The 23,675-nt window shown below is 36.0% G+C and carries 17 protein-coding genes; all 17 read left to right on the plus strand.

From position 1 onward, the window contains the following. Positions 1–289: 289 nt before the first annotated feature. The 17 genes from tsf to uvrC all read left to right on the plus strand — a co-directional run bounded on the left by tsf (position 290) and on the right by uvrC (position 23,653). Positions 290–1,171, plus strand: coding sequence for a translation elongation factor Ts (tsf, locus tag IGI43_RS00465; protein ID WP_438755840.1), 882 nt, complete (start codon positions 290–292; stop codon positions 1,169–1,171). Between the two features lie 135 nt (positions 1,172–1,306). Continuing rightward, positions 1,307–2,029: a UMP kinase gene (pyrH, locus tag IGI43_RS00470; protein ID WP_438755841.1), complete on the plus strand. Its 723-nt coding sequence runs from the start codon at positions 1,307–1,309 to the stop codon at positions 2,027–2,029. Between the two features lie 3 nt (positions 2,030–2,032). After that, a complete protein-coding gene (gene frr / locus IGI43_RS00475; RefSeq protein WP_438755842.1) occupies positions 2,033–2,590 on the plus strand; it encodes a ribosome recycling factor in 558 nt (185 codons plus the stop codon). 223 nt (positions 2,591–2,813) lie between these two features. Next, complete coding sequence (locus IGI43_RS00480) at positions 2,814–4,280, plus strand: FtsX-like permease family protein (RefSeq protein WP_438755843.1); 1,467 nt, start codon at positions 2,814–2,816, stop codon at positions 4,278–4,280. A 12-nt stretch (positions 4,281–4,292) separates the two neighbouring features. Continuing rightward, positions 4,293–4,967, plus strand: a complete 675-nt coding sequence (locus IGI43_RS00485; RefSeq protein WP_438755844.1) for an ABC transporter ATP-binding protein — start codon at positions 4,293–4,295, stop codon at positions 4,965–4,967. Beyond that, positions 4,960–6,495 carry a PASTA domain-containing protein gene (locus IGI43_RS00490; protein WP_438755845.1) on the plus strand — a complete coding sequence of 512 codons (1,536 nt, stop codon included), beginning with the start codon at positions 4,960–4,962 and terminating at the stop codon, positions 6,493–6,495. Before IGI43_RS00485 ends, IGI43_RS00490 begins: the two co-directional genes overlap by 8 nt. 281 nt (positions 6,496–6,776) lie before the next feature. Beyond that, positions 6,777–7,580 (plus strand): isoprenyl transferase, encoded by an 804-nt coding sequence (locus tag IGI43_RS00495; protein WP_438755846.1) that lies wholly within the window; start codon positions 6,777–6,779, stop codon positions 7,578–7,580. After that, on the plus strand, positions 7,577–8,377 hold the full coding sequence (locus IGI43_RS00500; protein WP_438755847.1) for a phosphatidate cytidylyltransferase: 801 nt from the start codon (positions 7,577–7,579) through the stop codon (positions 8,375–8,377). The genes IGI43_RS00495 and IGI43_RS00500 overlap by 4 nt, the downstream gene beginning before the upstream one ends. A 58-nt stretch (positions 8,378–8,435) precedes the next feature. Further along, on the plus strand, positions 8,436–9,596 hold the full coding sequence (locus tag IGI43_RS00505) for a 1-deoxy-D-xylulose-5-phosphate reductoisomerase (protein ID WP_438755848.1): 1,161 nt from the start codon (positions 8,436–8,438) through the stop codon (positions 9,594–9,596). After that, on the plus strand, positions 9,593–10,861 hold the full coding sequence (gene rseP, locus IGI43_RS00510) for an RIP metalloprotease RseP (RefSeq protein ID WP_438755849.1): 1,269 nt from the start codon (positions 9,593–9,595) through the stop codon (positions 10,859–10,861). The genes IGI43_RS00505 and rseP overlap by 4 nt, the downstream gene beginning before the upstream one ends. A gap of 71 nt (positions 10,862–10,932) precedes the next feature. Further along, positions 10,933–12,645, plus strand: coding sequence for a proline--tRNA ligase (locus IGI43_RS00515; protein WP_438755850.1), 1,713 nt, complete (start codon positions 10,933–10,935; stop codon positions 12,643–12,645). A gap of 473 nt (positions 12,646–13,118) precedes the next feature. Beyond that, positions 13,119–17,471 (plus strand): PolC-type DNA polymerase III, encoded by a 4,353-nt coding sequence (locus tag IGI43_RS00520; RefSeq protein WP_438755851.1) that lies wholly within the window; start codon positions 13,119–13,121, stop codon positions 17,469–17,471. A gap of 315 nt (positions 17,472–17,786) precedes the next feature. After that, entirely contained in the window at positions 17,787–18,230 is a 444-nt protein-coding gene (gene zapA / locus IGI43_RS00525) for a cell division protein ZapA (RefSeq protein ID WP_438755852.1), read from the plus strand. A gap of 17 nt (positions 18,231–18,247) precedes the next feature. Then, positions 18,248–18,796, plus strand: coding sequence for a CvpA family protein (locus IGI43_RS00530; RefSeq protein WP_438755853.1), 549 nt, complete (start codon positions 18,248–18,250; stop codon positions 18,794–18,796). 31 nt (positions 18,797–18,827) lie between these two features. Further along, on the plus strand, positions 18,828–21,194 hold the full coding sequence (locus IGI43_RS00535; RefSeq protein WP_438755854.1) for an endonuclease MutS2: 2,367 nt from the start codon (positions 18,828–18,830) through the stop codon (positions 21,192–21,194). Between the two features lie 209 nt (positions 21,195–21,403). Next, positions 21,404–21,718 (plus strand): thioredoxin, encoded by a 315-nt coding sequence (gene trxA / locus IGI43_RS00540; RefSeq protein WP_438755855.1) that lies wholly within the window; start codon positions 21,404–21,406, stop codon positions 21,716–21,718. A gap of 132 nt (positions 21,719–21,850) precedes the next feature. After that, complete coding sequence (gene uvrC / locus IGI43_RS00545) at positions 21,851–23,653, plus strand: excinuclease ABC subunit UvrC (RefSeq protein WP_438755856.1); 1,803 nt, start codon at positions 21,851–21,853, stop codon at positions 23,651–23,653. The last annotated feature ends 22 nt before the right edge of the window (positions 23,654–23,675 follow it).

Raw genomic sequence — 23,675 nt, forward strand, 5'->3', positions numbered from 1 at the left:
CTTTTTTAAAACGAATTTTATAATTAAATTATTTAGCTTCGTAGGCTGACCTTTCGGAAAAAAGATAAAACCTGATTTTGGCAAAAAGCACCAACCTCACGTTTTCCTATTTTTCTGTCAAGGTAAAACGAGCCTACTACGCTTTTAAAACTATCTAGCTTCGTAGGCTAACCTTTCGGAAAAAAGATAAAACCTGATTTTGGTAAAAAGCACCAACCTCATGTTTTCCTATTTTTCTGTCAAGGTAAAACGAGCCTACTACGCTTTTAAAACTAGGAGGAACAAAAAAATGGCAGATATTTCAGCAAAATTAGTTAAAGAACTACGCGACATGACTGGTGTCGGTATGATGGATGCAAAAAGAGCATTAGTAGAAGTAGAAGGTAACATGGAAGCGGCTGTTGATTACTTACGTGAAAAAGGGATGGCCAAAGCTGCTAAGAAAAATGACCGTGTAGCGGCAGAAGGTTTAGCAAACGTTTCTTCAAATGGTAATTTTGCAGCAATCGTTGAAGTAAACTCTGAAACAGACTTTGTTTCTAAAAATGAAATGTTCCAAGATTTAGTGAAAAAAATTGCAACTGAAATTGCGACAAATAAACCAGCAAACATGGAAGAAGCTTTAGCTCTTAAAACAGATAAAGGTACTTTAGAAACTGAATTGATCGAAGCAACAACTGTTATCGGTGAAAAAATCAACTTCCGTCGTTTTGAATTAGTAGAAAAAGATGATAATGCTGCGTTCGGAGCTTATTTACACATGGGCGGACGTATTGCAGTATTGACTGTATTAGAAGGAACAACTGACGAAGAAGTTGCAAAAGATATTGCAATGCACGTAGCAGCTATCAATCCTCGTTATGTGGATGAGTCTCAAATCCCTCAAGAAGAATTAGAACATGAAAAAGCGATTCTTTCTGAACAAGCTCTAAATGAAGGCAAACCAGCAAATATCGTTGATAAAATGGTTGTTGGACGCTTAAACAAATTTAAAGCTGAAATTTCTCTAGTGGATCAACCATTCGTTAAAGATCCAGATATGACAGTTGAAAAATACGTTGCTTCTAAAGGAGCAACAGTTAAATCATTCATCCGTTTTGAAGTTGGCGAAGGAATCGAAAAACGTGAAGATAATTTTGCAGATGAAGTAATGAGTCAAATAAAAAAATAAATCTGTTACCTGTGTAACAGTTGGGAACGCATTGAGATGCGCTCCCTTTTTTTAGGCAAATCAAATGAAATAGACTGGCAGAATATCTAGAGTATGTTAAAATGTTCTTAGACAAATGGTGGAGGGAAAACAAAAATGGTAAAACCTAAATATCAACGTGTTGTATTAAAGTTAAGTGGCGAAGCTTTGGCCGGAGAAGAAGGGTTTGGAATTAAACCTCCAACAATCAAAGAGATTGTAGAAGAAATTAAAGAAGTCCATGAATTAGGAATTGAGATGGCAATCGTTGTCGGTGGCGGAAATATCTGGCGTGGACAAATCGGTGCTCAAATGGGCATGGAGCGTGCGCAGGCTGATTACATGGGAATGTTGGCAACAGTAATGAACGCTTTGGCTTTACAAGATACATTAGAGAATATCGGTGTTCCGACACGTGTTCAAACATCTATCGAGATGCGTCAAATCGCAGAACCTTACATCCGTCGTCGTGCAGAACGTCATCTAGAAAAAGGTCGTATCGTTATCTTTGCGGGAGGAACAGGAAATCCGTATTTTTCAACTGATACAACTGCAGCTTTACGTGCAGCAGAAATAGATGCAGACGTTATTTTAATGGCTAAGAACAATGTTGATGGCGTGTATTCAGCTGATCCTAAATTAGATGCAAATGCTGTCAAATTTGAAGAACTAACACATTTAGATGTCATTTCAAAAGGTTTACAAGTAATGGATTCAACAGCAAGCTCACTAAGCATGGATAATGATATTCCATTAGTCGTTTTCAATTTAAATGAAACAGGTAATATTCGCCGTGCATGTCTTGGTGAAAATATTGGAACAACCGTAAGGGGGAAATAAAAAATGAGTGGAACAATTTTAGAAACTGCAAAAGAAAAAATGAGTAAAGCAGAACAAAGTTTACAACGAGAACTTGGTCAAATCCGTGCAGGACGAGCTAATGCAAGCCTTTTGGATCGGATTCAAGTAGATTATTATGGTGCGCTTACACCAGTGAATCAACTTGCTGGAATCAATATTCCGGAAGCACGCGTTTTAATGATCACACCTTTCGACAAAAATTCACTAGAAGATATTGAAAAAGCGATCCAAGCTAGTGACATAGGAATCAGCCCAACAAATGATGGTACAGTGATTCGATTAGTGATTCCTCAATTAACGGAAGAGCGTCGTAAAGAATTGGCAAAAGATGTAAAAAAAGCGGCTGAAAATGCAAAAATCGCAGTTCGCAATATTCGCCGAGATACTATGGATGAATTAAAAAAACAACAAAAAAGTAATGATATCACGGAAGATGAGTTACGTAATTTAGAAAAAGAAGCTCAAAAATTAACCGATGATAGCGTAAAAAATATTGATACTATTACTTCAGAAAAAGAAAAAGAACTTTTAGAAGTTTAATAAAATTAATATAAAACAACAAGAAATTACACTGTATTGTGTTATTTCTTGTTGTTTTTGCTTTTTTTTTATAATTGTTATTTTAAATAAACGAATATTTTATTAACACTCATAATGTACCAAAAGTAGAAGTTTGAACGAGTGATAAAAAATATCTTGTTAAACCCTTAGTGTTATGGAATAATAAAGTTAGATATGTTTTTTCTTAAAGGGAGATGAGAAAGTGAGTTTTATCAAGCGAGCATTATTTAGTGTTACTAGGAAAAAAGGGAAATCACTTATTCTATTTGCAGTGATATTTGTATTGGGAAATGTTATCGCGGGTTCAATCGCGATTCAGCAGTCTACACAAAATGTTGAAAAAAGTGTCAAAAAACAATTAGGTGGTATGGCGACGATACAGCTTGATTATGAAAACAATCAAGATGAGTTTGCAAAAGAAGACCTTAAAATCGAACAATTAAAAGTAGATTTGATGAAAAAAATAGGAGATTCTCCATATGTAAAATATTATGACTACAATGCTGAGACGATGGCACAAACAAAAGAACTAAAAAGTATTTCAGCAGAATCAGACCAGTCTGGCATGATGATGGAAGGATTCAGTCTAAAAGGTTCCAACTACGCTAAAGTCTTAGATGTGGAAGAAAAGAACATTAAAATAGTAGAAGGTAAAGTTTTTAGTCAAGAAGATATTGATAATGGCAAGAATGTTGGTTTGATCTCTTCAAAAGTTGCAGAAGAAAATGGCCTTTCTGTAGGAGATCAAATGGTGATGGATACTAGAAGTTATGATTATACCGAGAGCGGTGAAGAAAAAGAATTATTCAAGATAGATGTACCGATTCAAATAATTGGCATATTTGAACCCACAACGGTTGAAATGAAAGATAAAGAAGACAAAAAAAATGAAGATCAAAAGATGAATCAACAATATATGTCTTTACAACAACTCAATACAATTTATTTACCAAATAAAACTGTCTTGGAAATTAACAAAGACTATTTAGAAAAGTTAAAAAAAGTTGATTCAAACAGCCCATATCTATCTGAAGAAGATCCAGAAGAATACTACACACCAGTCTATATTTTAAAAAGCCCAGATGATGTAGAAGCATTCAAACAAGAAACACAACCACTATTACCAAAATTATATACGGTGAAAGCTTCAACAGATCAATACGAACAAATTGGTGGAAGTATGAAGAAAATGTCTCAAATTTCAGGGTACGTAGTTATGATTGCTGTAATAGCGACATTATTGATTATTTCACTTGTCGTTCTATTATTTATGCGAGATCGTAAGCATGAATTGGGAATATATCTATCTTTAGGTGATAAACGTAGTCATGTTATGGGACAAATCATCATTGAAATGTTGATCATAAGTGGTATTGCATTGATATTGTCACTGATTACAGGGAATTTCTTAGGAAAAATGGTCTCAGAATCTTTATTGAATAGTGACCTATTAAATAGCACAAGTAATCAAATGGATATGTTTATAGGATTTGACGGACTAGGTTCAACAGAACTCACAGCAGATGATATCATGAATGCTTATGAAGTGAAATTCTCTTTGGGGTATATCATCACTTACCTGGTCGTTGGGTTAGGGACGGTACTATTGGCAGCAGTATTACCATTATTGTACATCGTTCGTTTAAATCCAAAGAAAATTATGATGTAGGAGGTAAGAAAAATGGCGATTTTAGAAACGAAAGCGCTCAGTTATTTTTATCAAGATGGTGATCAGCGTCGGTTTATTTTAAAAAACACCAATGTTGCTTTTAAACAAGGAAAATTTTATACCATTTTGGGACAATCTGGTTCAGGAAAAACAACGTTCCTTTCTCTGATCAGTGCTTTAGATACACCAAAAGAAGGTCAAGTATTACTGCGTGGAAAAGATATCAAGACAATTGGTTATGAAAAGTATCGTCGTGATGATATCAGTATTATTTTTCAGAGTTATAATTTAGTTCCTTATCTGACTGCACTGGAGAATGTATTAGTGGCGATGTCTATTACGGATAATCAGTTACCTCCTAATCAAAAAGAAGTGGCCTATAATTTGTTAGACTACATTGGGATCACAAGTGAAAAAGCGGATCGACTTGTAAATCGGCTTTCTGGTGGAGAGCAGCAGCGTGTGGCTATTGCTCGTGCGTTAGCTACAAATGTAGATATCATTTTGGCTGATGAACCAACTGGAAATTTAGATGAAGGAATGGAACAAGAGATTGTCGATATTTTTCAAAATTTAGCGAAGGTTCATAATAAGTGTGTCATTGTTGTGACGCACTCTAATGATATCGCTGAGCAATCGGATGAGACCTATTACCTGAAAAAAGGTGTGTTAAAAAAATATGAGTGATTTTCTATCAAACTTCAGTGGTGATAACTACGAGAAAACCCGACAGCAAAAAAATGAGCAAAAAGATAAATTAGGCAATCAGGCAGAGACAAAAAAAATAAAATCAGGAAAAATGTCAGTAAAGAAAAAAAGATCTGTAGCAGAGAAACATGAGAACGATTCGGAAATGCTTTATGGACCACAAAATTCAAATAATACTAGACAAAATAAAACAAGTACTAAAGAAGTGACTCAACCAGAGAATCTTGAAGAGTTGATTTATACAAAAAAGCGTTCAAAAAAGAAAAAATCTGAACCAGTCACAACTAAAGAAGCAAGTGTTGTAACACCCGTTGAGCAGTCGCGCAATCCCGATGAAGTGATTGAAACTGATCCGACCTATAAAAAGAAAAAGATCAGAAAATTTATGTATATTGGTTTTGGGACCTTTGCGGCAGTTGCACTGTTGTATTTTGGCTATTATCAGATGACTCATGTAAAAGTTCCAGATTTTGAAGGCAAAGAACTGTCAGAAGTTCGTGAATGGACATCCGAAAATGGTGTGAAGCTCCAGGTAGAGCAAAAATATAATTTTGATAAAGAAGCTAATGTGATCATTCACCAAACAGTCAAAAACAAGCAAATCAAAAAAGGACAAGAATTAGGTGTAGATGCCAGCCTTGGAGCAGATCCGGAAGAACCGGTTTCACTACCTGACTTCAAATCAATGAAAATAAATGATGCAAAAAATTGGATCAGTGAACAAAAAGCTGATAATGTAGCTATCATTGAAGAATACAATGATAAAATACCAGCAGGCGATTATGTGAAATTTGAAATAACGAATAAAGATGTAAAAGCTGAAAACTACAAACGCAAAGACAAATCAAAGGTCTATTTTTCTAAAGGGAAAGAAGTTTTTGAAAAAGATATCGCAATGCTAGATTTTGCTGGTAAACCAAAAGAAGAAGCAACGGAATGGGCTAAAAAAAATGAGATTACACTCAAAGTAGATGAAGCAGATTCAGATACGGTCGAGAGTGGAAAAATCATTTCACAAAGTATCGGGAAAGACACTAAAGTTGCAAAAAAAGAATCAATGTCGATTATCGTTTCAACAGGTAAAGCATTGACTGTTCCAGACTTCTCACAATTTAAATCAGAAGAAGCGGAAGCAAAAGCAAATGGATTGCAAGTACAAGTCCAGCAAGTGTTTAGTGAGGAAGTTCCTTATGGACAATTTATTAGTCAATCGGTTGAAATTGGGAAGAAATATACAGAAAAAGAGCCCAAGCCATTGATCCAAGTAGTTTATTCAATCGGAAAGCCATATATCAAAGATTTACGTGACAATACTTTAGAGGGAGATCTTCAAAAAATATTCTATGACGAATATCAATCTAAAGGTGCAAATATCACGTATCGAGTTACTTATGTCGATTCGACTGTTACGAAAGGAACCGTTGTTAAAATGAGCCAGTATAATGAATTTATTCCAATCAATTCTGTGGTTCAAATTGGGATTAGTAAAGGGAATCTAAAACCATAGGGAAGTAAAACTTCCAATAAAGCAAAAATAAATTGATTAAAAAAATCATAGAAGGTGAAGCAAAGCAGCTTTAAGTTTTGTTTCCTTTCTTTTTTGAATTTAATGTAAATTATTGAAAGCTTTGCAGGTGAGTAGCAAAAAAATCACTTAATTTCTGATTGAATTGGAGAAATTTCTCAATAAATTTATTAAATAATGACGAAAATTTTTCATTTGCATAGGCATTTCCGAAAGATATTGCTATAATAGTCTAGACAGATTTTTGGAATGGAGGGAAAAATATGCTACGTTTTTTTCCACAAAAGAATAAATACATACAAAAAGAGAGTACATTTACTTTTGATAGCGAAGGTCCGATCCCTGGACACGTAGCGATAATCATGGATGGGAATGGACGATGGGCTCAAAATCGTCGTCTACCTAGAATTGCTGGACATAAAGAAGGTATGAATACTGTTAAAAAAGTTACGAAACACGCAAGTAAGCTAGGAATCAAGGTCTTGACATTATATGCATTTTCTACTGAAAACTGGAAACGTCCAACAGATGAAGTGAGTTTTTTAATGCAGCTGCCAGTAGATTTCTTTGATACATTTGTGCCAGAGTTGATCAAAGAAAATGTAAAAGTACAGGTGATGGGGTATAAAGAATTTTTACCAGCACACACTCAAGAAGCTGTTGAACGTGCGATTGAACAGACTAAAAATAATACTGGTATGATTTTGAATTTTGCTTTAAACTATGGGTCAAGAGCAGAAATTCTCACAGCAGTAAAAGAAATCGCTGAAAAAACAGCAAATAATGAACTTTCTCCTGATAATATTACTGAAACAACAATTGCGGATCATTTGATGACCGGTTTTTTAGCAGAAGATTTAAGAGATCCAGAATTATTGATTCGTACTAGTGGTGAAGAAAGAATCAGCAATTTTTTACTTTGGCAGATTGCTTACAGCGAATTGTTTTTTACAGATGCATTGTGGCCTGATTTTAAAGATGATTTGTTAGAACAAGCACTAGCATCGTTTCAAAATAGAAATCGCCGTTTTGGCGGCTTAAAGGAAACTGAGGAGGAAGATAAATGAGACAGCGCGTTATTACAGCGGTCGTAGCATTAGTGGTTTTTATACCGATCATTTGGTATGGAGGATTTGTGATTGAACTTGCGGCAGCATTATTAGCAGTCATAGGTGTATATGAGTTATTTAGAATGAAAGGGTTAGAAATTATAAGTTTTGAAGGTGTACTTTCTGCTTTAGGAGCAGTATTTTTGGTTCTGCCAAAAGACCGTTGGTTTTTCTTTTTACCAGAAAAAGCAGATAATTTTATTTTATTTTATCTAACAGTCATGATTTTATTAGGTGGCTTAGTTGCTTCAAAAAATATGTATACAATCTCTCAAGCTGGGTTTCCAGTGATTACAAGTTTATATGTAGGTGTTGGGTTCCAAAACTTTGTGAGCGCTAGACATACTGGATTTGTAGTTTTGCTTTATGCATTATTTGTTGTTTGGTCAACGGATATCGGTGCTTATTTTATTGGAAAGCGATTCGGAAAAAGAAAATTATGGCCCGAAGTCTCACCTAATAAAACAATTGAAGGTTCATTAGGTGGTATTCTTTGTGCAGTTGTTGTAGCTCTTTTATTTTTGACGCTTACACCTAACAAAGAGCTATTTATTTACAAGCTACCGATTATGTTGCTAATTACAGTTGTTTTTTCAATTGTTGGTCAATTTGGAGATTTAGTGGAATCTTCCATTAAGCGACATTATGATGTAAAAGATTCTGGTACTATTTTACCAGGACATGGCGGCATATTAGATCGTTTTGACAGCTTACTTTTTGTTTTTCCGATCATGCACTTATTCGGACTATTTTAATTTCTAAACAAGAAGGGAAGGTGAAAAACTCTGAATGTTCAGGGTTTTTCTTTTTACTATGAAAAAAATCGCATTATTAGGTGCTACTGGCTCTATTGGTACGAGTACGGTAGATGTTGCTACAGCTTATCCCAATTTATTCCGTATCATTTCGCTAACGTTCCATTCAAACAGTGAAAAAGGAGCGTCTTTGATCGAACAACTAAAACCGCAGTATGTAGGTGTTGGCTCAGAACAAATAAAACAAGAGTTAATGGAACGTTTTCCAGAAGTGGAATTTGGTGTAGGAGAGGCGGGACTTATAAAAGCAGCAACGCTTGAACAAGTGGATGTGGTATTGACGGCTGTAACTGGAAGTGTTGGACTGAATCCTACGATGGCAGCAATCGAAGCAGGAAAAGATATTGCATTAGCTAACAAAGAAACATTGGTGATGGCTGGTCAGTGGGTCATGGACGCCGCAAAAAAAAATAATGTCAGTATACTCCCTGTTGATAGTGAACACTCTGCAATTTTCCAATGTTTAGAAGGTCAAAAGGAAGGGAATTTAAAGGAGTTAGTTATCACAGCTTCTGGCGGCAGCTTTAGAGATTTGACGCGCGAAGAGCTAAAGTCTGTCACTTTGGAGCAAGCATTAAACCACCCAAATTGGTCAATGGGCAAGAAAATTACGATTGATTCATCGACAATGATGAATAAAGGGTTAGAAGTTATCGAAGCCCATTGGTTATTTGGTACAGATTATGATAAAATAAAAGTTGTTTTACATAAAGAAAGCATTGTTCATTCAATGATCGTTTTAAAAGATGGTGCATACTTGGCTCAACTTGGTCCAAGTGATATGCGTGAACCGATTCAATATGCATTGACGTATCCAAACCGTTTACCGATCCAAAATGAAAAGTCCTTTGATTTAACACAGATTGGTCAATTGAATTTTGGACTAATGGATTTTGATCGTTTCCCAATGCTAGCATTAGCATTTTATGTCGGAAAAAAAGGCGGAGCGTACCCAACTGTTTACAATGCAGCCAATGAAATTGCAGCCAATGCATTTATTGATGGAGAAATTTCATATAGTCAAATTGAAGAATTTGTCCAAAAAGCAGTGGAGAACTATTCAGAAACGAATGAAGTCACTTTTAACGAAGTGATCGCGATCGATAAACAAACAAGAACTATCGTAGAAAGATGGATAAAGGAAGAAGGTCGTTTATGAAAACAATTATTACATTTATTATTGTCTTTGGAATTCTTGTCTTAGTGCATGAGTTTGGACATTTTTTCTTCGCAAAGCGTTCTGGTATTTTAGTACGTGAATTTGCGATTGGCATGGGACCAAAGATTTTTGCACATCAAGGAAAAGATGGAACTGCTTATACGATTCGAATTTTACCTATAGGTGGCTATGTACGCATGGCTGGAATGGGAGAAGATGAGACTGAGCTAGCCCCTGGAATGACTCTTTCTGTTGAATTGAATGAACAAGAAGAAGTCGTAAAAATCAACACAAGTAAAAAAGTTCAGCTGACAAACAGTATTCCAATGGAAATGTTAGAAGCTGATCTAGAAAAAGAATTATTTATCAAAGGTTATGTCAATGGTGATGAATCTGAAGAAATCACATACAACGTAAATCATGATGCAACTATCATTGAACAAGACGGTACAGAAGTGAGAATCGCACCAATAGATGTACAGTTCCAATCAGCAAAACTTTGGCAACGAATGTTGACGAATTTTGCTGGACCGATGAACAATTTTATTTTAGCGTTTGTATTGTTTACAATTTACGTTTTTATGCAAGGTGGCGTAACGTATACGAATACGAATCTGATAGGCGGCATTCAACCGGATAGTCCAGCAGAAAAAGCTAGCTTGAAAGCAGACGATAGAATCGTATCGATTGATGGAAAATCAGTGAGTGATTGGAATGATTTTACAAAAATTATTCAAGATAGTCCGGATAAAGAACTAAATATGATGGTTGAGTCTGATGGAAAGACGAAAGAGGTCGATATTACACCTAAAAGTCAAAAATCAGGAGATAAAGAAATTGGCGTGATTGGAATATTACCACCTATGAGAACTGGTTTAGCTGATAAATTGGTTGGTGGTATTCAAACAACTTTAAGTAGTTCTATGCAAATATTCACAGCGCTTAAATCAATGTTTACTGGTTTTAGTTTAGATAAATTGGGTGGTCCAGTAATGATCTTCCAGATGTCTTCAGAAGCCTCAAAAGCAGGCTTAAGTACAGTGATTTGGCTAATGGCCATGTTATCAGTCAATCTTGGAATCATTAATTTACTTCCGATTCCGGCTTTAGATGGCGGTAAAATCGTTTTAAATATTTTTGAGGGAGTTAGAGGGAAACCTTTAAGTCAAGAAAAAGAAGGAATACTGACACTGATTGGTTTTGGGTTCATCATGTTATTGATGGTGTTAGTAACTTGGAATGATATTCAACGATTTTTCTTTTAATTAATTAATTGGATTTTATAACGAATCACTTGAGGAGTTTCAACAATTCGTTTAGACAAAGGAGAGTTCTAATGAAACAGTCAAAAATGTTAATCCCTACTTTACGTGAGGTGCCTAATGATGCAGAAGTATTAAGTCATCAAATGCTATTGAGAGCAGGTTATATCCGCCAAGTCTCAGCAGGGATTTACTCTTATTTACCATTAGCGAATCGAGTACTTGAGAAACTAAAAAAAATCATGAGAGAAGAATTCGATAAAATCGACGCAATTGAAATGTTGATGCCTGCATTATTACCAGCAGAATTATGGAAAGAATCAGGACGCTATGAAACATATGGTCCAAATCTTTATCGTTTGAAAGATCGTAATGAGCGTGATTATATTCTTGGTCCAACACATGAAGAGACATTTACAGAATTGATTCGTGACGAAATTAATTCATATAAGCGCTTGCCATTGAACCTTTATCAAATTCAAACAAAATACCGTGATGAAAAACGTCCTCGTTTTGGTTTATTACGTGGTCGAGAGTTTATTATGAAGGATGGTTATTCTTTCCATGCTGATGAAGAAAGTTTAGATCAATCTTACCGTGATTATGAGAAAGCTTACTCAGCTATTTTTGAGCGTTGCGGTTTAAATTTTAGAGCAATCATTGGTGATGGCGGCGCTATGGGTGGAAAAGATTCTAAAGAATTCATGGCAATTTCTGATATAGGTGAAGATACTATTTGTTTTTCAACAGATAGTGATTATGCAGCAAACCTGGAAATGGCAACAAGTCTTTATACTCCTAAAAAATCACACGAAACACAATTAGACATCGAAAAAATAGCTACGCCAAATGTTGGAACAATTGAACAAGTGGCTGCATTTTTCACTGTTGATCCACAACGTGTTATTAAGTCAGTTTTATTTATGGCGGATAGTGAACCTGTTTTAGTTTTAGTGCGTGGCGATCATGAAGTGAATGATGTTAAGCTGAAAAACTTCTTGGGTGTTGACTTTTTAGAGGAAGCAACAGATGAAGATGCACGAAAATATTTAGGTGGTGACTTTGGGTCTATCGGACCAGTTGAACTATCTGAAGAAGTGAAGTTATTTGCAGATTTACATGTCCAAGATTTAGCAAATGCAATAACTGGAGCAAATGAAACTGGATTTCATTATAATAACGTTAATCCAGGACGTGATTTTACGCCAATAAGTTATGAAGATTTACGTTTTGTACAAGAGGGCGATCCTTCTCCAGATGGAAATGGCGTTTTAGAATTTACTAAAGGTATTGAGATTGGTCATATCTTTAAACTTGGAACTCGTTACAGTGAAGCTATGGGCGCAACAGTTTTGGACGAGAATGGTAGAGAAAAACATGTCATCATGGGCTGTTACGGAATCGGTGTTAGCCGTTTGCTTTCAGCGATTGTTGAACAAAATATTGATGAGAATGGAATTAATTGGCCTGCAGGAATCTCACCATTCGATCTACATGTCGTTCAAATGAACATTAAAGACGACTATCAAACGAAACTTGCACAAGAAGTAGAAGAAGTGATGTCAGTTGCTGGATATGAGGTCTTAGTTGATGACCGTAATGAACGAGCAGGGGTGAAATTTGCAGATGCTGACTTGATCGGTTGTCCGATCCGTATCACAGTTGGTAAAAAAGCAGTTGATGGTGTAGTTGAAGTGAAAATCAAACGAACTGGAGAAATGGTCGAAGTTCGTAAAGAAGAGCTTGAAAGTACATTATCTATTTTATTGAATGCAGACAAAGAATAAATTTAACCTGTCTATGGAATCAATCACTAATCTGATTTCATAGACAGGTTTTCAGTTCCACAAGCAAATATAGTACAGGTAAATCGACTTGTATGAGTGTTCTTTACATTGTATTTCATCTAGAAAAATAGTATACTTAACTATGGCGAGGCACTTGGCAGAAATGTCTAAGGGCCTCTTTCTTATCAAGTTATCCAGTTGAAGACTGGTGAGTTTAAATTTATTTCGCTTTATGGACTGATTTTTTTGAAAAAAAGTGAAAATTAAATAAAAAACATCTTTATCCTATTTTCATGTTTTTGAGTCAGAGCTCAAACAGTCCATTTCGCTTTCATCTATCTAGCTATACAAGCTAGCCTTTTCAAAAAAAAGATAAACGATAATTGAGACAAAGAGCTCCCCAGTTATAGTTTCCTATTTTTCAGTTAAGGCTGAACGAGCTTGTTTCGCTTTTAATATAAGGAGGTTCATCAGTGGCAGACAAAGCACAAGAATTATTTGCAAAGTTGATTGATCAAATTCAATTAAATGAACAAGAGCGGCAACATCCGTTTATTCAGCAAGGAAGAATTGACAAAGTTGTTGTTCATCAACAAAGCCGCTTATGGGAATTCCATTTAGGATTCACTGAAATTTTACCGATAATGCTTTATCAATCGTTTATGCAGCAATTAGAATTAGCCTTCCAACAAATTGCAAGCGTATCTGTAAAAATTTCAACTGAAAAAAATGAATTCACTGAAGAACAATTGACCGATTATTGGCAATTAGCATTATTGAATAGTCAATGTGATACGCCTTTAGTTCAGCGCGTAATCAAGACGCAAACGCCAATTATCGAAGATAAAAAAATTATTCTACCAGTAGATAATGACGCAGTTATTCCTTATTTGAAACAACAATATTTACCGATAATTGAAGAGCTTTATATTAATTATGGATTTCAAAAATTTCATATTGAACCTAAAATGGATGAGCAGCAAGCAAAACGAGTATTGGCATTATTTGAAGAGCGCAAGCAAGAACAAAATGCAGCGTTCCAACAACAAGCAGCCGAATCACTTATCAAGCATGAACAAAAGAAAAAACAACAGCAGCAACAAGGACCAGCGCTTGAAGGACCGATTCGTCTTGGCCGTAATATACCAAATGATGAACCGATCATGCCAATGGGCAATATTTTAGAAGAAGAGCGTCGAGTGACGATCGAAGGATTTGTTTTTGATGTAGAAGTACGAGAATTACGTTCAAAACGAAAAATATTGATTTTAAAAATTACGGATTATACCTCATCATTTATCGTTAAAAAATTCTCAAATGGCGAAAAAGATGAACAAGTTTTTGATGCAATTCAAAAAAATAGCTGGATTCGAGTTCGGGGAAGTATTCAAGAAGATACCTTTATGCGTGATCTAGTGATGAACTGCCAAGATTTGATGGAGGTCAAACATGCGCCACGTAAGGACTATGCTCCAGAAGGTGATAAACGTGTAGAACTTCATTTACACAGTAATATGAGTACGATGGATGCAACAAACAACGTTGCTGATTATGTTGCTCAAGCTGGAAAATGGGGGCATAAAGCAATTGCTATCACTGATCATGGTGGAGCACAAGGATTTCCAGATGCTCATAGTGCTGGAAAAAAAGCAGGAGTCAAAATTTTATATGGCGTAGAAGCTAATGTTGTAGACGATGGCGTTCCAATTGCTTATAACGAAGCTCATATTGAACTAAGTGAAGCTACATATGTTGTCTTTGACGTGGAAACAACTGGACTATCAGCGGTCTATGATACGATTATTGAGCTTGCAGCTGTTAAAATGCACAAAGGGAATATCATTGATACGTTTGAACAATTTATCGATCCAGGCCATCCTTTATCCCAAACAACGATTAATTTAACTGGGATCACGGATGAAATGGTACGCGGCTCAAAATCGGAAGAGGAAGTCCTACGTTTATTTAAAGAGTTCTCAGAAGATACAATTCTTGTAGCCCACAATGCATCATTCGATATGGGTTTCTTAAATACAAGTAATGGCAAATATGGGATTCCAGAAGCTGAAAATCCAGTTATTGATACCTTGGAATTATCTCGCTATTTAAATCCGACATTTAAAAGCCATCGCTTAAATACATTATCTAAAAAATTCGGTGTCAATCTAGAACAACATCACCGTGCGATTTACGATTCTGAATCAACTGGACATTTATGCTGGATCTTTTTGAAAGATGCCAAAGAAAATCACGATATGAATTATCACGACGAACTGAATATGCATATTGGAGAAGGCGATTCATATAAACGTGCTAGACCTTTCCATGCAACGATTTTAGCAACGACTCAAGTTGGGTTGAAAAACCTTTTTAAATTAATTTCGATGTCGAATATCAATTACTTTTTCAGGATTCCACGAATTCCTCGCTCACAGTTGAGTAAATTACGGGAAGGCTTGATCATTGGTTCTGCCTGTTCCAATGGTGAAATCTTTGAAGCTATGATGCAAAAAGGGGTAGAAGAAGCCAAAAATCGTGCAAAGTTTTACGATTATATCGAAGTCATGCCCAAAGCTGTATATGCGCCACTGCTTGAACAAGAATTGGTGAAAAGTGAAGCTGACTTAGAAGAAATTATTACGAACTTAGTGAAAATTGGAGATGAATTAGAAAAACCCGTTGTAGCTACTGGAAATGTCCACTATCTTAATGAAGAAGACAGCATTTATCGAAAAATATTAGTTGGATCTATGGGTGGAGCTAATCCATTGAATCGTCATAGTTTACCAGCGGTTCACTTTAGAACGACCGATGAAATGTTGACTGCTTTTCAATTTTTAGGTGAAGAGACAGCTCATCGAATTGTTGTAGAAAATCCAAATGCAATTGCAGATATGTGTGATGAAATCACACCTGTCAAAGATGATCTATATACACCAAAGATTCCCGGATCTGAAGATGAGATCAGAAATTTAAGCTATACTCGTGCAAAAGAACTTTACGGGGATCCTTTGCCTGATATTGTTGAAAAACGGTTAAAAAAAGAATTAGATAGTATTATCGGAAATGGATTTTCAGTTATTTATTTGATTTCTCAAAAATTAGTGCATAAAAGTATGGAAGATGGTTACTTAGTGGGTTCTCGTGGATCGGTAGGTTCAAGTTTTGTAGCGACGATGACAGGGATTACGGAAGTTAATCCTCTGGCACCTCATTATCACTGTGTTAATTGTCAACATTCTGAATTTTTTGAAGACGGATCATATGGTTCTGGTTTTGATATGCCTGAGAAAAATTGTCCAAACTGCGGTCAACGTTTGTTTAAAGATGGTCATGATATTCCATTTGAAACTTTTTTAGGCTTCCATGGAGACAAAGTACCCGATATCGATTTGAACTTCTCAGGAGATTATCAAGCTGAAGCGCACAATTATACGAAAGTTTTATTTGGTGAAGAATACGTGTATCGAGCTGGAACTATCGGTACTGTTGCAGATAAGACAGCTTATGGATTTGTGAAAGGATATGAGCGTGACCATAATCTTCATTTTAGAGCAGCCGAAGTGGATCGTTTAGCGAAAGGTTCTACAGGGGTCAAACGAACAACAGGTCAACATCCAGGTGGTATCATCGTTATCCCGGATTATATGGATGTGTACGATTTCACGCCGATCCAGTTTCCTGCTGATGATCAAAACTCTGAATGGAAAACGACACATTTTGATTTCCATTCGATCCACGATAATATTTTAAAACTTGATATATTAGGGCATGATGATCCTACTGTTATTCGAATGCTGCAAGACCTATCTGGAATCGACCCTAAAACGATTCCGACAGACGATCCTGAAATGATGCGTATTTTCGCTGGTCCTGAAGTGTTAGGCGTAACACCGGAACAAATTTATTCTAAAACGGGTACTCTAGGAATACCAGAGTTTGGGACTCGATTTGTACGAGGAATGTTGGAAGAGACCCATCCATCCACTTTCGCAGAGCTACTTCAAATATCTGGTCTGTCTCACGGGACGGACGTTTGGTTAGGCAATGCTGAGGAATTGATTAGGCGAGGAGAAGCGACGCTGGCAGAAGTAATTGGTTGTCGTGATGATATCATGGTTTATTTGATCCATGCTGGACTAGATAGTGGGATGGCCTTCAAAATCATGGAGACTGTACGTAAAGGGCTTTGGAACAAAATTCCAGATGAACTAAGAGAAGAATATTTGACTGCGATGAAAGAAAACAATGTACCAGATTGGTATATCGATTCTTGTTCGAAAATCAAGTATATGTTCCCAAAAGCGCATGCTGCCGCCTACGTTTTGATGGCGTTGCGTGTTGCCTATTTTAAAGTCTACTTTCCAATCCTTTATTACTGTGCTTATTTTTCCGTTCGTGCAGATGATTTCGACTTAGTCTCAATGTCACAAGGAAAAGAGGCAGTGAAAGCAAGAATGAAAGAAATTCAAGATAAAGGACTAGAAGCATCTACAAAAGAAAAGAATCTATTAACTGTTTTAGAGCTTGCTAACGAAATGATCGAACGTGGGTTTAAATTTGGTATGATCGATTTATATAAATCAGATGCTGAGAATTTCGTGATTGATGGAGATACCTTGATTGCGCCATTTAGAGCGGTTCCTAGTTTGGGACTCAACGTAGCGAAATCGATTGTTGAAGCAAGAAATGAACCTTTCTTGTCTAAAGAAGACCTGGCGAGTAGAGGAAAAGTTTCGAAAACATTGATTGAATATATGACCGAAAATGGTGTATTAAAAGATTTGCCAGATGAAAATCAATTATCATTGTTTGATATGTTATAAACGATCATTAGGGTGTGAGACAAAAGTAAAATTCACTTTTGTTTCACACCCTAACTGCGAGTAAACGGTAAAAATAGAAATAATCTCTTCAAAAGTATGTTTCTGCTCCCACCATTTATTCGAATTCTTTATCTCCTAGCTTCTTTAGAAAAGTGTATTTCAATTAAAATCTAACGAAAGTTGTAATAATAAGACTAAACCTTTAATTTTTTAGTTCAGTAGCATATAATAAGAAAGGGTTTATTTGAGAACACACAATGCTAACTTTCATGGTACAATAACATGTAATGGATCACTACAGGAGGGAACACTATCATGGTCAAAGAAAAAACAAGATATAAAGCTGTGATTGCAGAGCATACGTATACAATCATCGGACAAGAAAGCAAACAACATATGGATTTAGTGACAAAGCTAGTGAATGAGCAACTAGCTGAAATCAAACATATTTCACCACAAACCAATGATGAACAAGCATCAGTACTATTAGCAATCAATGCAATTTCTGATCAGTTAAAAAAACAAGAAAAAGTACTTCACTTAGAACAAGAAGTAGCTGAGTTAAAAAAACGTACCATTCGATTAGCAGAACTGGAAAATCGAATCAAACGTATTGAAGCGATTGAAGAAGAGGCAAGAGGTGTGCTGAAAAAAAACGGTCAAGATGATGTAGAAATCCATAATCATATGGAAGCACAGCAAATCTTAAATGAAAATAGAAAACAGCAAATTCAAAGCAAAAGCACTCAAGACCAATAATCTGAGAGGATGACAGGATGTTAACATTACTTATATTACTATTTTTCGCCATTGGATTTTATACAGGAGCGAGACGAGGACTGATTTTGCAAGCTCTCTATACATTTGGCTATCTTTGTTCTTATTTTATCGCCAAAACGTATTATAAGAGTTTAGCCTCTCATCTGGAATTGTTCATCCCGTATCCGTCACCAACAGCTGAGACTAAATTGGTTTTTTTCAAACAAGATATTACACTTGATTTAGATCAAGCGTTTTACGGTGCGGTAGCCTTTTTACTTATCTTAGCAGCAGGTTGGTTAGTTGTGAGACTATTGGCTGTTTTAGCTCATGGCTTAGTTTTTGTACCTGTATTAAAACAAGCGAATTGGTTAGCTGGCGGTTTTATAAGTTTGATCGTCGTCTATATTGGAGTGTTTTTAGTTTTAAGTACAGCATCGATGCTACCTATTGATTCAGTCCAAAATCAATTTAAAAACAGTGGGCTAGCACGATATATCATAAAAGATACACCAATTTTCTCTAAACAAATCTATCATCTTTGGATCGAGCAGATGATTAAATAAAAAAAGTATTACAAGAACAGAAGGTGAAAAAATGAATACACGAATTTTAACAACTTTAGGATTTGATAAGGTGAAACAGCTAATTTCTCAGTACGTTGTTACAGCACAAGGTTTAGAAGAAATCGAGCACCTACTTCCTGTAAATGATGGATCCAGTATTCAATCTTGGCTAGAAGAAACCGAAGATGGATTGAAGATCCAACGTTTACGCGGTGGTATTCCAATTCCTAAATTAGAGAATATTCGTCCACATATGAAACGAATCGAAATAGGAGCTGATTTGAACGGAGTCGAATTAGCCCATATAGGACGTGTGTTGTCTACGACTTCCGAAGTTATACGGTTTTTTAATGATTTACAAGATAGCGAAATCGATTTACTCAGACTTTACGCTTGGATTGATCAATTGATCGTTTTACCAGAACTGAGTCGTAGATTGAAAGAATCTATCGACGAAGATGGACGAGTGACCGATGAAGCATCACCTGAGTTAAAAAATATTCGAAATAGTATACGGAGAAGTGAACAGACGATTCGCGAACAGCTGGATGGTATCGTCAGAGGGAAAAACGCCAAGTATTTAAGCGATGCAATCGTAACAATGAGAAATGAACGCTATGTTATTCCAGTTAAACAAGAATATAAAAGTGTTTTTGGTGGAGTAGTCCATGATCAAAGTGCTTCAGGCCAAACGCTATTTGTAGAGCCAAAGCAGATCGTTGATCTGAACAACCGTTTACGCCAACATCAAATTGCAGAACGCAATGAAATCGAGCGAATTTTATCTGAGCTATCCGCTGAATTAGTTCCGCATCGAAATGATATTATGCATAATGCTTATGTGATCGGTAAGTTAGATTTTGTAAATGCCAAAGCTCGTTTTGGTAAAGAACTGAATGCTGTAGTTCCTGAAATCAGTGAAGAAAATCATATTTACTTTAAACAAGCAAGACATCCATTATTGGATCAAGAAAAGGCTGTTCCTAATGACATTACAATCGGAAAAGATTATCAGGCGATTGTGATTACTGGACCAAATACGGGTGGTAAGACGATCACACTGAAAACATTAGGATTACTTCAATTGATGGGGCAATCTGGTTTGCCAATTCCAGTGGGTGAAGAAAGCCGAATGGGTATTTTTGATGAAATTTTTGCCGATATTGGTGATGAACAATCGATCGAGCAAAGTTTAAGTACATTCTCTTCTCATATGACGAATATCGTTGATGTGTTGAAAAAAGTAGATAGTCATAGTTTAGTGTTATTCGATGAGCTAGGTGCAGGAACTGATCCTCAAGAAGGGGCAGCGCTAGCGATTTCCATCTTAGATGCATTAGGGAGTAAAAGTGCCTATGTGATGGCAACAACCCATTATCCTGAGCTAAAAGTCTATGGTTATAATCGCGCAGGGACCATTAATGCCAGTATGGAATTTGATGTGGATACGTTGAGCCCGACCTATCGTTTATTGATCGGTGTTCCAGGACGAAGTAATGCATTTGAAATTTCAAAACGTCTTGGCTTAGATACAGCGATCATTGATGAAGCAAAACATATCATGGACGGTGAAAGCCAAGATTTAAATGAAATGATCGCTGATTTAGAGAATCGTCGTAAAATGGCCGAAACTGAATATCTAGAAGTTCGTCATTATGTAGATGAGGCTGAACGGTTGCATCACGAGTTGAAAGAAGCCTACAGTTACTTTTTTGATGAACGAGAAAAAGAAATGATAAAAGCCCGCCAAAAAGCGAATGAACTCGTGTCACAAGCAGAAGAAGAGGCAGCAGGCATTATTTCAGATATTCGTAAAATGCAGCTAAGTGGTAGCAATCAAGGCGGTATCAAAGAGCACCAATTAATCGATGCAAAATCTAAACTTTCTCAATTACATCAAGAAGAAGCAAAACTTGAAAAAAATAAAGTTCTGAAAAAAGCTAAAGAACAAAAGAAACTAAAAACAGGTGATGAAGTAATCGTTAATACATTTGGGCAACGAGGAACGCTGATTCGTAAGTCTAGCGACCATGAATGGCAAGTACAATTGGGAATCTTAAAAATGTCAGTGAACGAAAGTGACATGACTCCTGTTGCACCAGAAAAAGAAGTGACGCAAAGAGTAACAGCTGTTCGATCAAGTGAAAGCAGTCATGTAGCGAACCAACTAGATTTACGCGGGAAGCGTTATGAAGAAGCATTAGCTGAAGTAGATCAATACCTGGATGCAGCAATTTTGGCAGGTTATTCTCAAGTTACGATCGTGCATGGTAAGGGGACGGGAGCTTTACGTACAGGTATTACGGATTACCTTAAAAATCATCACAGTGTGAGTAGTTTTGAATTTGCTCCTGGAAACCAAGGCGGTAATGGAGCGACAATCGTAAAATTCAAATAAGATGCTTACCTTTAGTAAGCAGAAAATTAGTCGAATGAACAAACCAGTGCTATAATTAATTCAGAAACCAATATCTAGCTTTACAGGCTAACCTTTTTGAAAAAAGATAGAAATAGAATGAGATAAAAAAATCTCAGTCAATTTTTATTATTATTCTGTTAATACTAGGTGAAACTTGTTTAGCTTTAATAAATGGGAGGGCTTATAATATGACACAAGTAATTACGGATAAAGAATTTTCAACTGAAACAGATAGCGGTCTTGTTTTGATCGATTTTTGGGCGACATGGTGTGGTCCTTGTCGTATGCAATCACCGATTTTAGAACAATTGAGTGAAGAATATGATGAAAGTGAAGTAAAAATCACGAAAATGGATGTAGATGAAAATCCAGAAACACCAGCTTCATTCGGGATCATGAGTATTCCAACGTTACTATTGAAAAAAGACGGAGAAGTTGTAGAAAAAGCAGTTGGTGTTCATTCAAAAGAGCAACTACGTGCATTGATCGACAAGTATCTTTAGAATTAAACCGTTTATTCGGATTCCTTAAGGCTGGAATATAACTCGTAGAGTTATATTCCAGCCTCATTTTTATGCCTAAATCTATAGAAAATGGTATAATATAATCTATCCCTAACCTAGAAAGGAAGTACTATGAACGAAAAAATCAAACATAAATTAGCATTGCTTCCTGACCAACCAGGTTGTTACTTGATGAAAGATAAAAATGGAACAATCATTTATGTTGGTAAAGCGAAAGTGTTAAAAAACCGTGTACGCTCTTATTTTAGCGGCAGCCATGATACAAAGACAGAACGGCTAGTCAGTGAGATAGAAGATTTTGAATATATAGTAACTGAATCAAATATTGAAGCTTTACTTCTCGAAATCAATTTGATTCATAAAAATGATCCTAAGTATAATATCATGTTGAAAGATGATAAAAGTTATCCGTTTATTAAAATTACCAACGAGGACTACCCTCGATTATTGATTACCAGAAAAGTGTCAAAAGATAAAGCATTATACTTTGGTCCTTATCCGGATGTGGGTGCAGCAAATGAGACAAAACGGTTACTGGATCGCCTTTTTCCGTTAAGAAAATGTCGAGTGCTACCAAAAGAGGTTTGTCTTTATTATCATATGGGGCAATGCTTAGCTCCTTGTGTTTTTGACATTCCAAAATCAACGTATACAGAAATGGTCGCAGAGATCAAAAGTTTTTTGAACGGTGGACACCCGGTCATTCAAGAAGAAATACAAAGAAAAATGAATGAAGCAGCAGAAAATATGGAATTTGAAAAAGCGGCAGAATATCGTGATCAAATCAAAGCAATCGAAACAGTCATGACACGTCAAAAAATGACGAATGCAGATTTAGTTGATCGTGATGTTTTTGGTTATGCAGTTGATAAAGGGTGGATGTGTGTTCAAGTATTCTTTATTCGTCAAGGCAAATTGATTGAAAGAGACGTTTCTATCTTTCCTTTTTATAATGAAGAAGAGGAGGATTTCTTAACGTTTATCGGGCAATTTTATCAAGAAAATGAACACTTTATCCCCAGAGAAGTCTTAATTCCAGATAATATCGATATTGCAAGTGTGGAGGCGATGCTTTCAACAAAAGTTTTAAAACCTCAAAGAGGAGAAAAAAAGAAATTAGTCAAGTTAGCTGGTAAAAATGCGACAGTTGCTTTACAGGAAAAATTTGATCTAATCGTGCGTAAACAAGAACGAACAGTTGGCGCAGTTGAAAAACTAGGAAATGCGATGAATATACCAACGCCTATAAGAATTGAAGCATTTGATAACTCAAACATCATGGGGACAGATCCAGTTTCGGCAATGGTGGTATTTATTGATGGACGCCCCGATAAAAAAGAATACCGAAAATATAAAATTAAGACCGTTAAGGGACCAGATGATTACGCCTCAATGCGCGAAGTAATCTATCGCCGCTATGCTCGTGTTTTAAAAGAAAATTTGCCATTTCCAGATTTGATCGTGATTGATGGCGGAAAAGGTCAAATAGATGCTGCAAAAGAAGTACTGAATAATCAATTAGGGTTAGATATTCCAATCGCAGGTTTGGCTAAAAATGATAAACACAAAACAAGTGAACTTCTTTTCGGACCTAATTTAGATATTATTCCCTTAGAAAGAAATTCGCAAGAGTTCTTTTTATTACAGCGCATTCAAGATGAAGTCCATCGATTTGCGATTACGTTTCATCGGCAACTACGAAGTAAAAATAGTTTTGCTTCACGTTTGGATGATATAGAAGGATTAGGACCAAAACGAAAAAAAGAATTGTTAAAGCAGTTTAAGTCATTAAAAAATATCACTGCAGCCTCAATCGAAGAATTGAATGCATCTGGTTTACCAAAAAATGTTGCTAAAAAGGTGTATGAGCATTTACATCAAGAAGAACTGAATTCTAAAGACAAGGCTGATTAGATCAGTAATCAGTAGGAGAACT

Origin of the sequence: Enterococcus sp. AZ126, from assembly GCF_051714545.1 — a bacterium.
Classification (GTDB): domain Bacteria; phylum Bacillota; class Bacilli; order Lactobacillales; family Enterococcaceae; genus Enterococcus_L.

Coding starts and splice junctions, on each gene's coding strand:
- tsf (WP_438755840.1), top strand. CDS start 290: ATGGCAGATATTTCAGCAAAATTAGTTAAAGAACTACGCGACATGACT.
- pyrH (WP_438755841.1), top strand. CDS start 1,307: ATGGTAAAACCTAAATATCAACGTGTTGTATTAAAGTTAAGTGGCGAA.
- frr (WP_438755842.1), top strand. CDS start 2,033: ATGAGTGGAACAATTTTAGAAACTGCAAAAGAAAAAATGAGTAAAGCA.
- IGI43_RS00485 (WP_438755844.1), top strand. CDS start 4,293: ATGGCGATTTTAGAAACGAAAGCGCTCAGTTATTTTTATCAAGATGGT.
- IGI43_RS00490 (WP_438755845.1), top strand. CDS start 4,960: ATGAGTGATTTTCTATCAAACTTCAGTGGTGATAACTACGAGAAAACC.
- IGI43_RS00495 (WP_438755846.1), top strand. CDS start 6,777: ATGCTACGTTTTTTTCCACAAAAGAATAAATACATACAAAAAGAGAGT.
- IGI43_RS00500 (WP_438755847.1), top strand. CDS start 7,577: ATGAGACAGCGCGTTATTACAGCGGTCGTAGCATTAGTGGTTTTTATA.
- IGI43_RS00505 (WP_438755848.1), top strand. CDS start 8,436: ATGAAAAAAATCGCATTATTAGGTGCTACTGGCTCTATTGGTACGAGT.
- rseP (WP_438755849.1), top strand. CDS start 9,593: ATGAAAACAATTATTACATTTATTATTGTCTTTGGAATTCTTGTCTTA.
- IGI43_RS00515 (WP_438755850.1), top strand. CDS start 10,933: ATGAAACAGTCAAAAATGTTAATCCCTACTTTACGTGAGGTGCCTAAT.
- zapA (WP_438755852.1), top strand. CDS start 17,787: ATGGTCAAAGAAAAAACAAGATATAAAGCTGTGATTGCAGAGCATACG.
- IGI43_RS00530 (WP_438755853.1), top strand. CDS start 18,248: ATGTTAACATTACTTATATTACTATTTTTCGCCATTGGATTTTATACA.
- IGI43_RS00535 (WP_438755854.1), top strand. CDS start 18,828: ATGAATACACGAATTTTAACAACTTTAGGATTTGATAAGGTGAAACAG.
- trxA (WP_438755855.1), top strand. CDS start 21,404: ATGACACAAGTAATTACGGATAAAGAATTTTCAACTGAAACAGATAGC.
- uvrC (WP_438755856.1), top strand. CDS start 21,851: ATGAACGAAAAAATCAAACATAAATTAGCATTGCTTCCTGACCAACCA.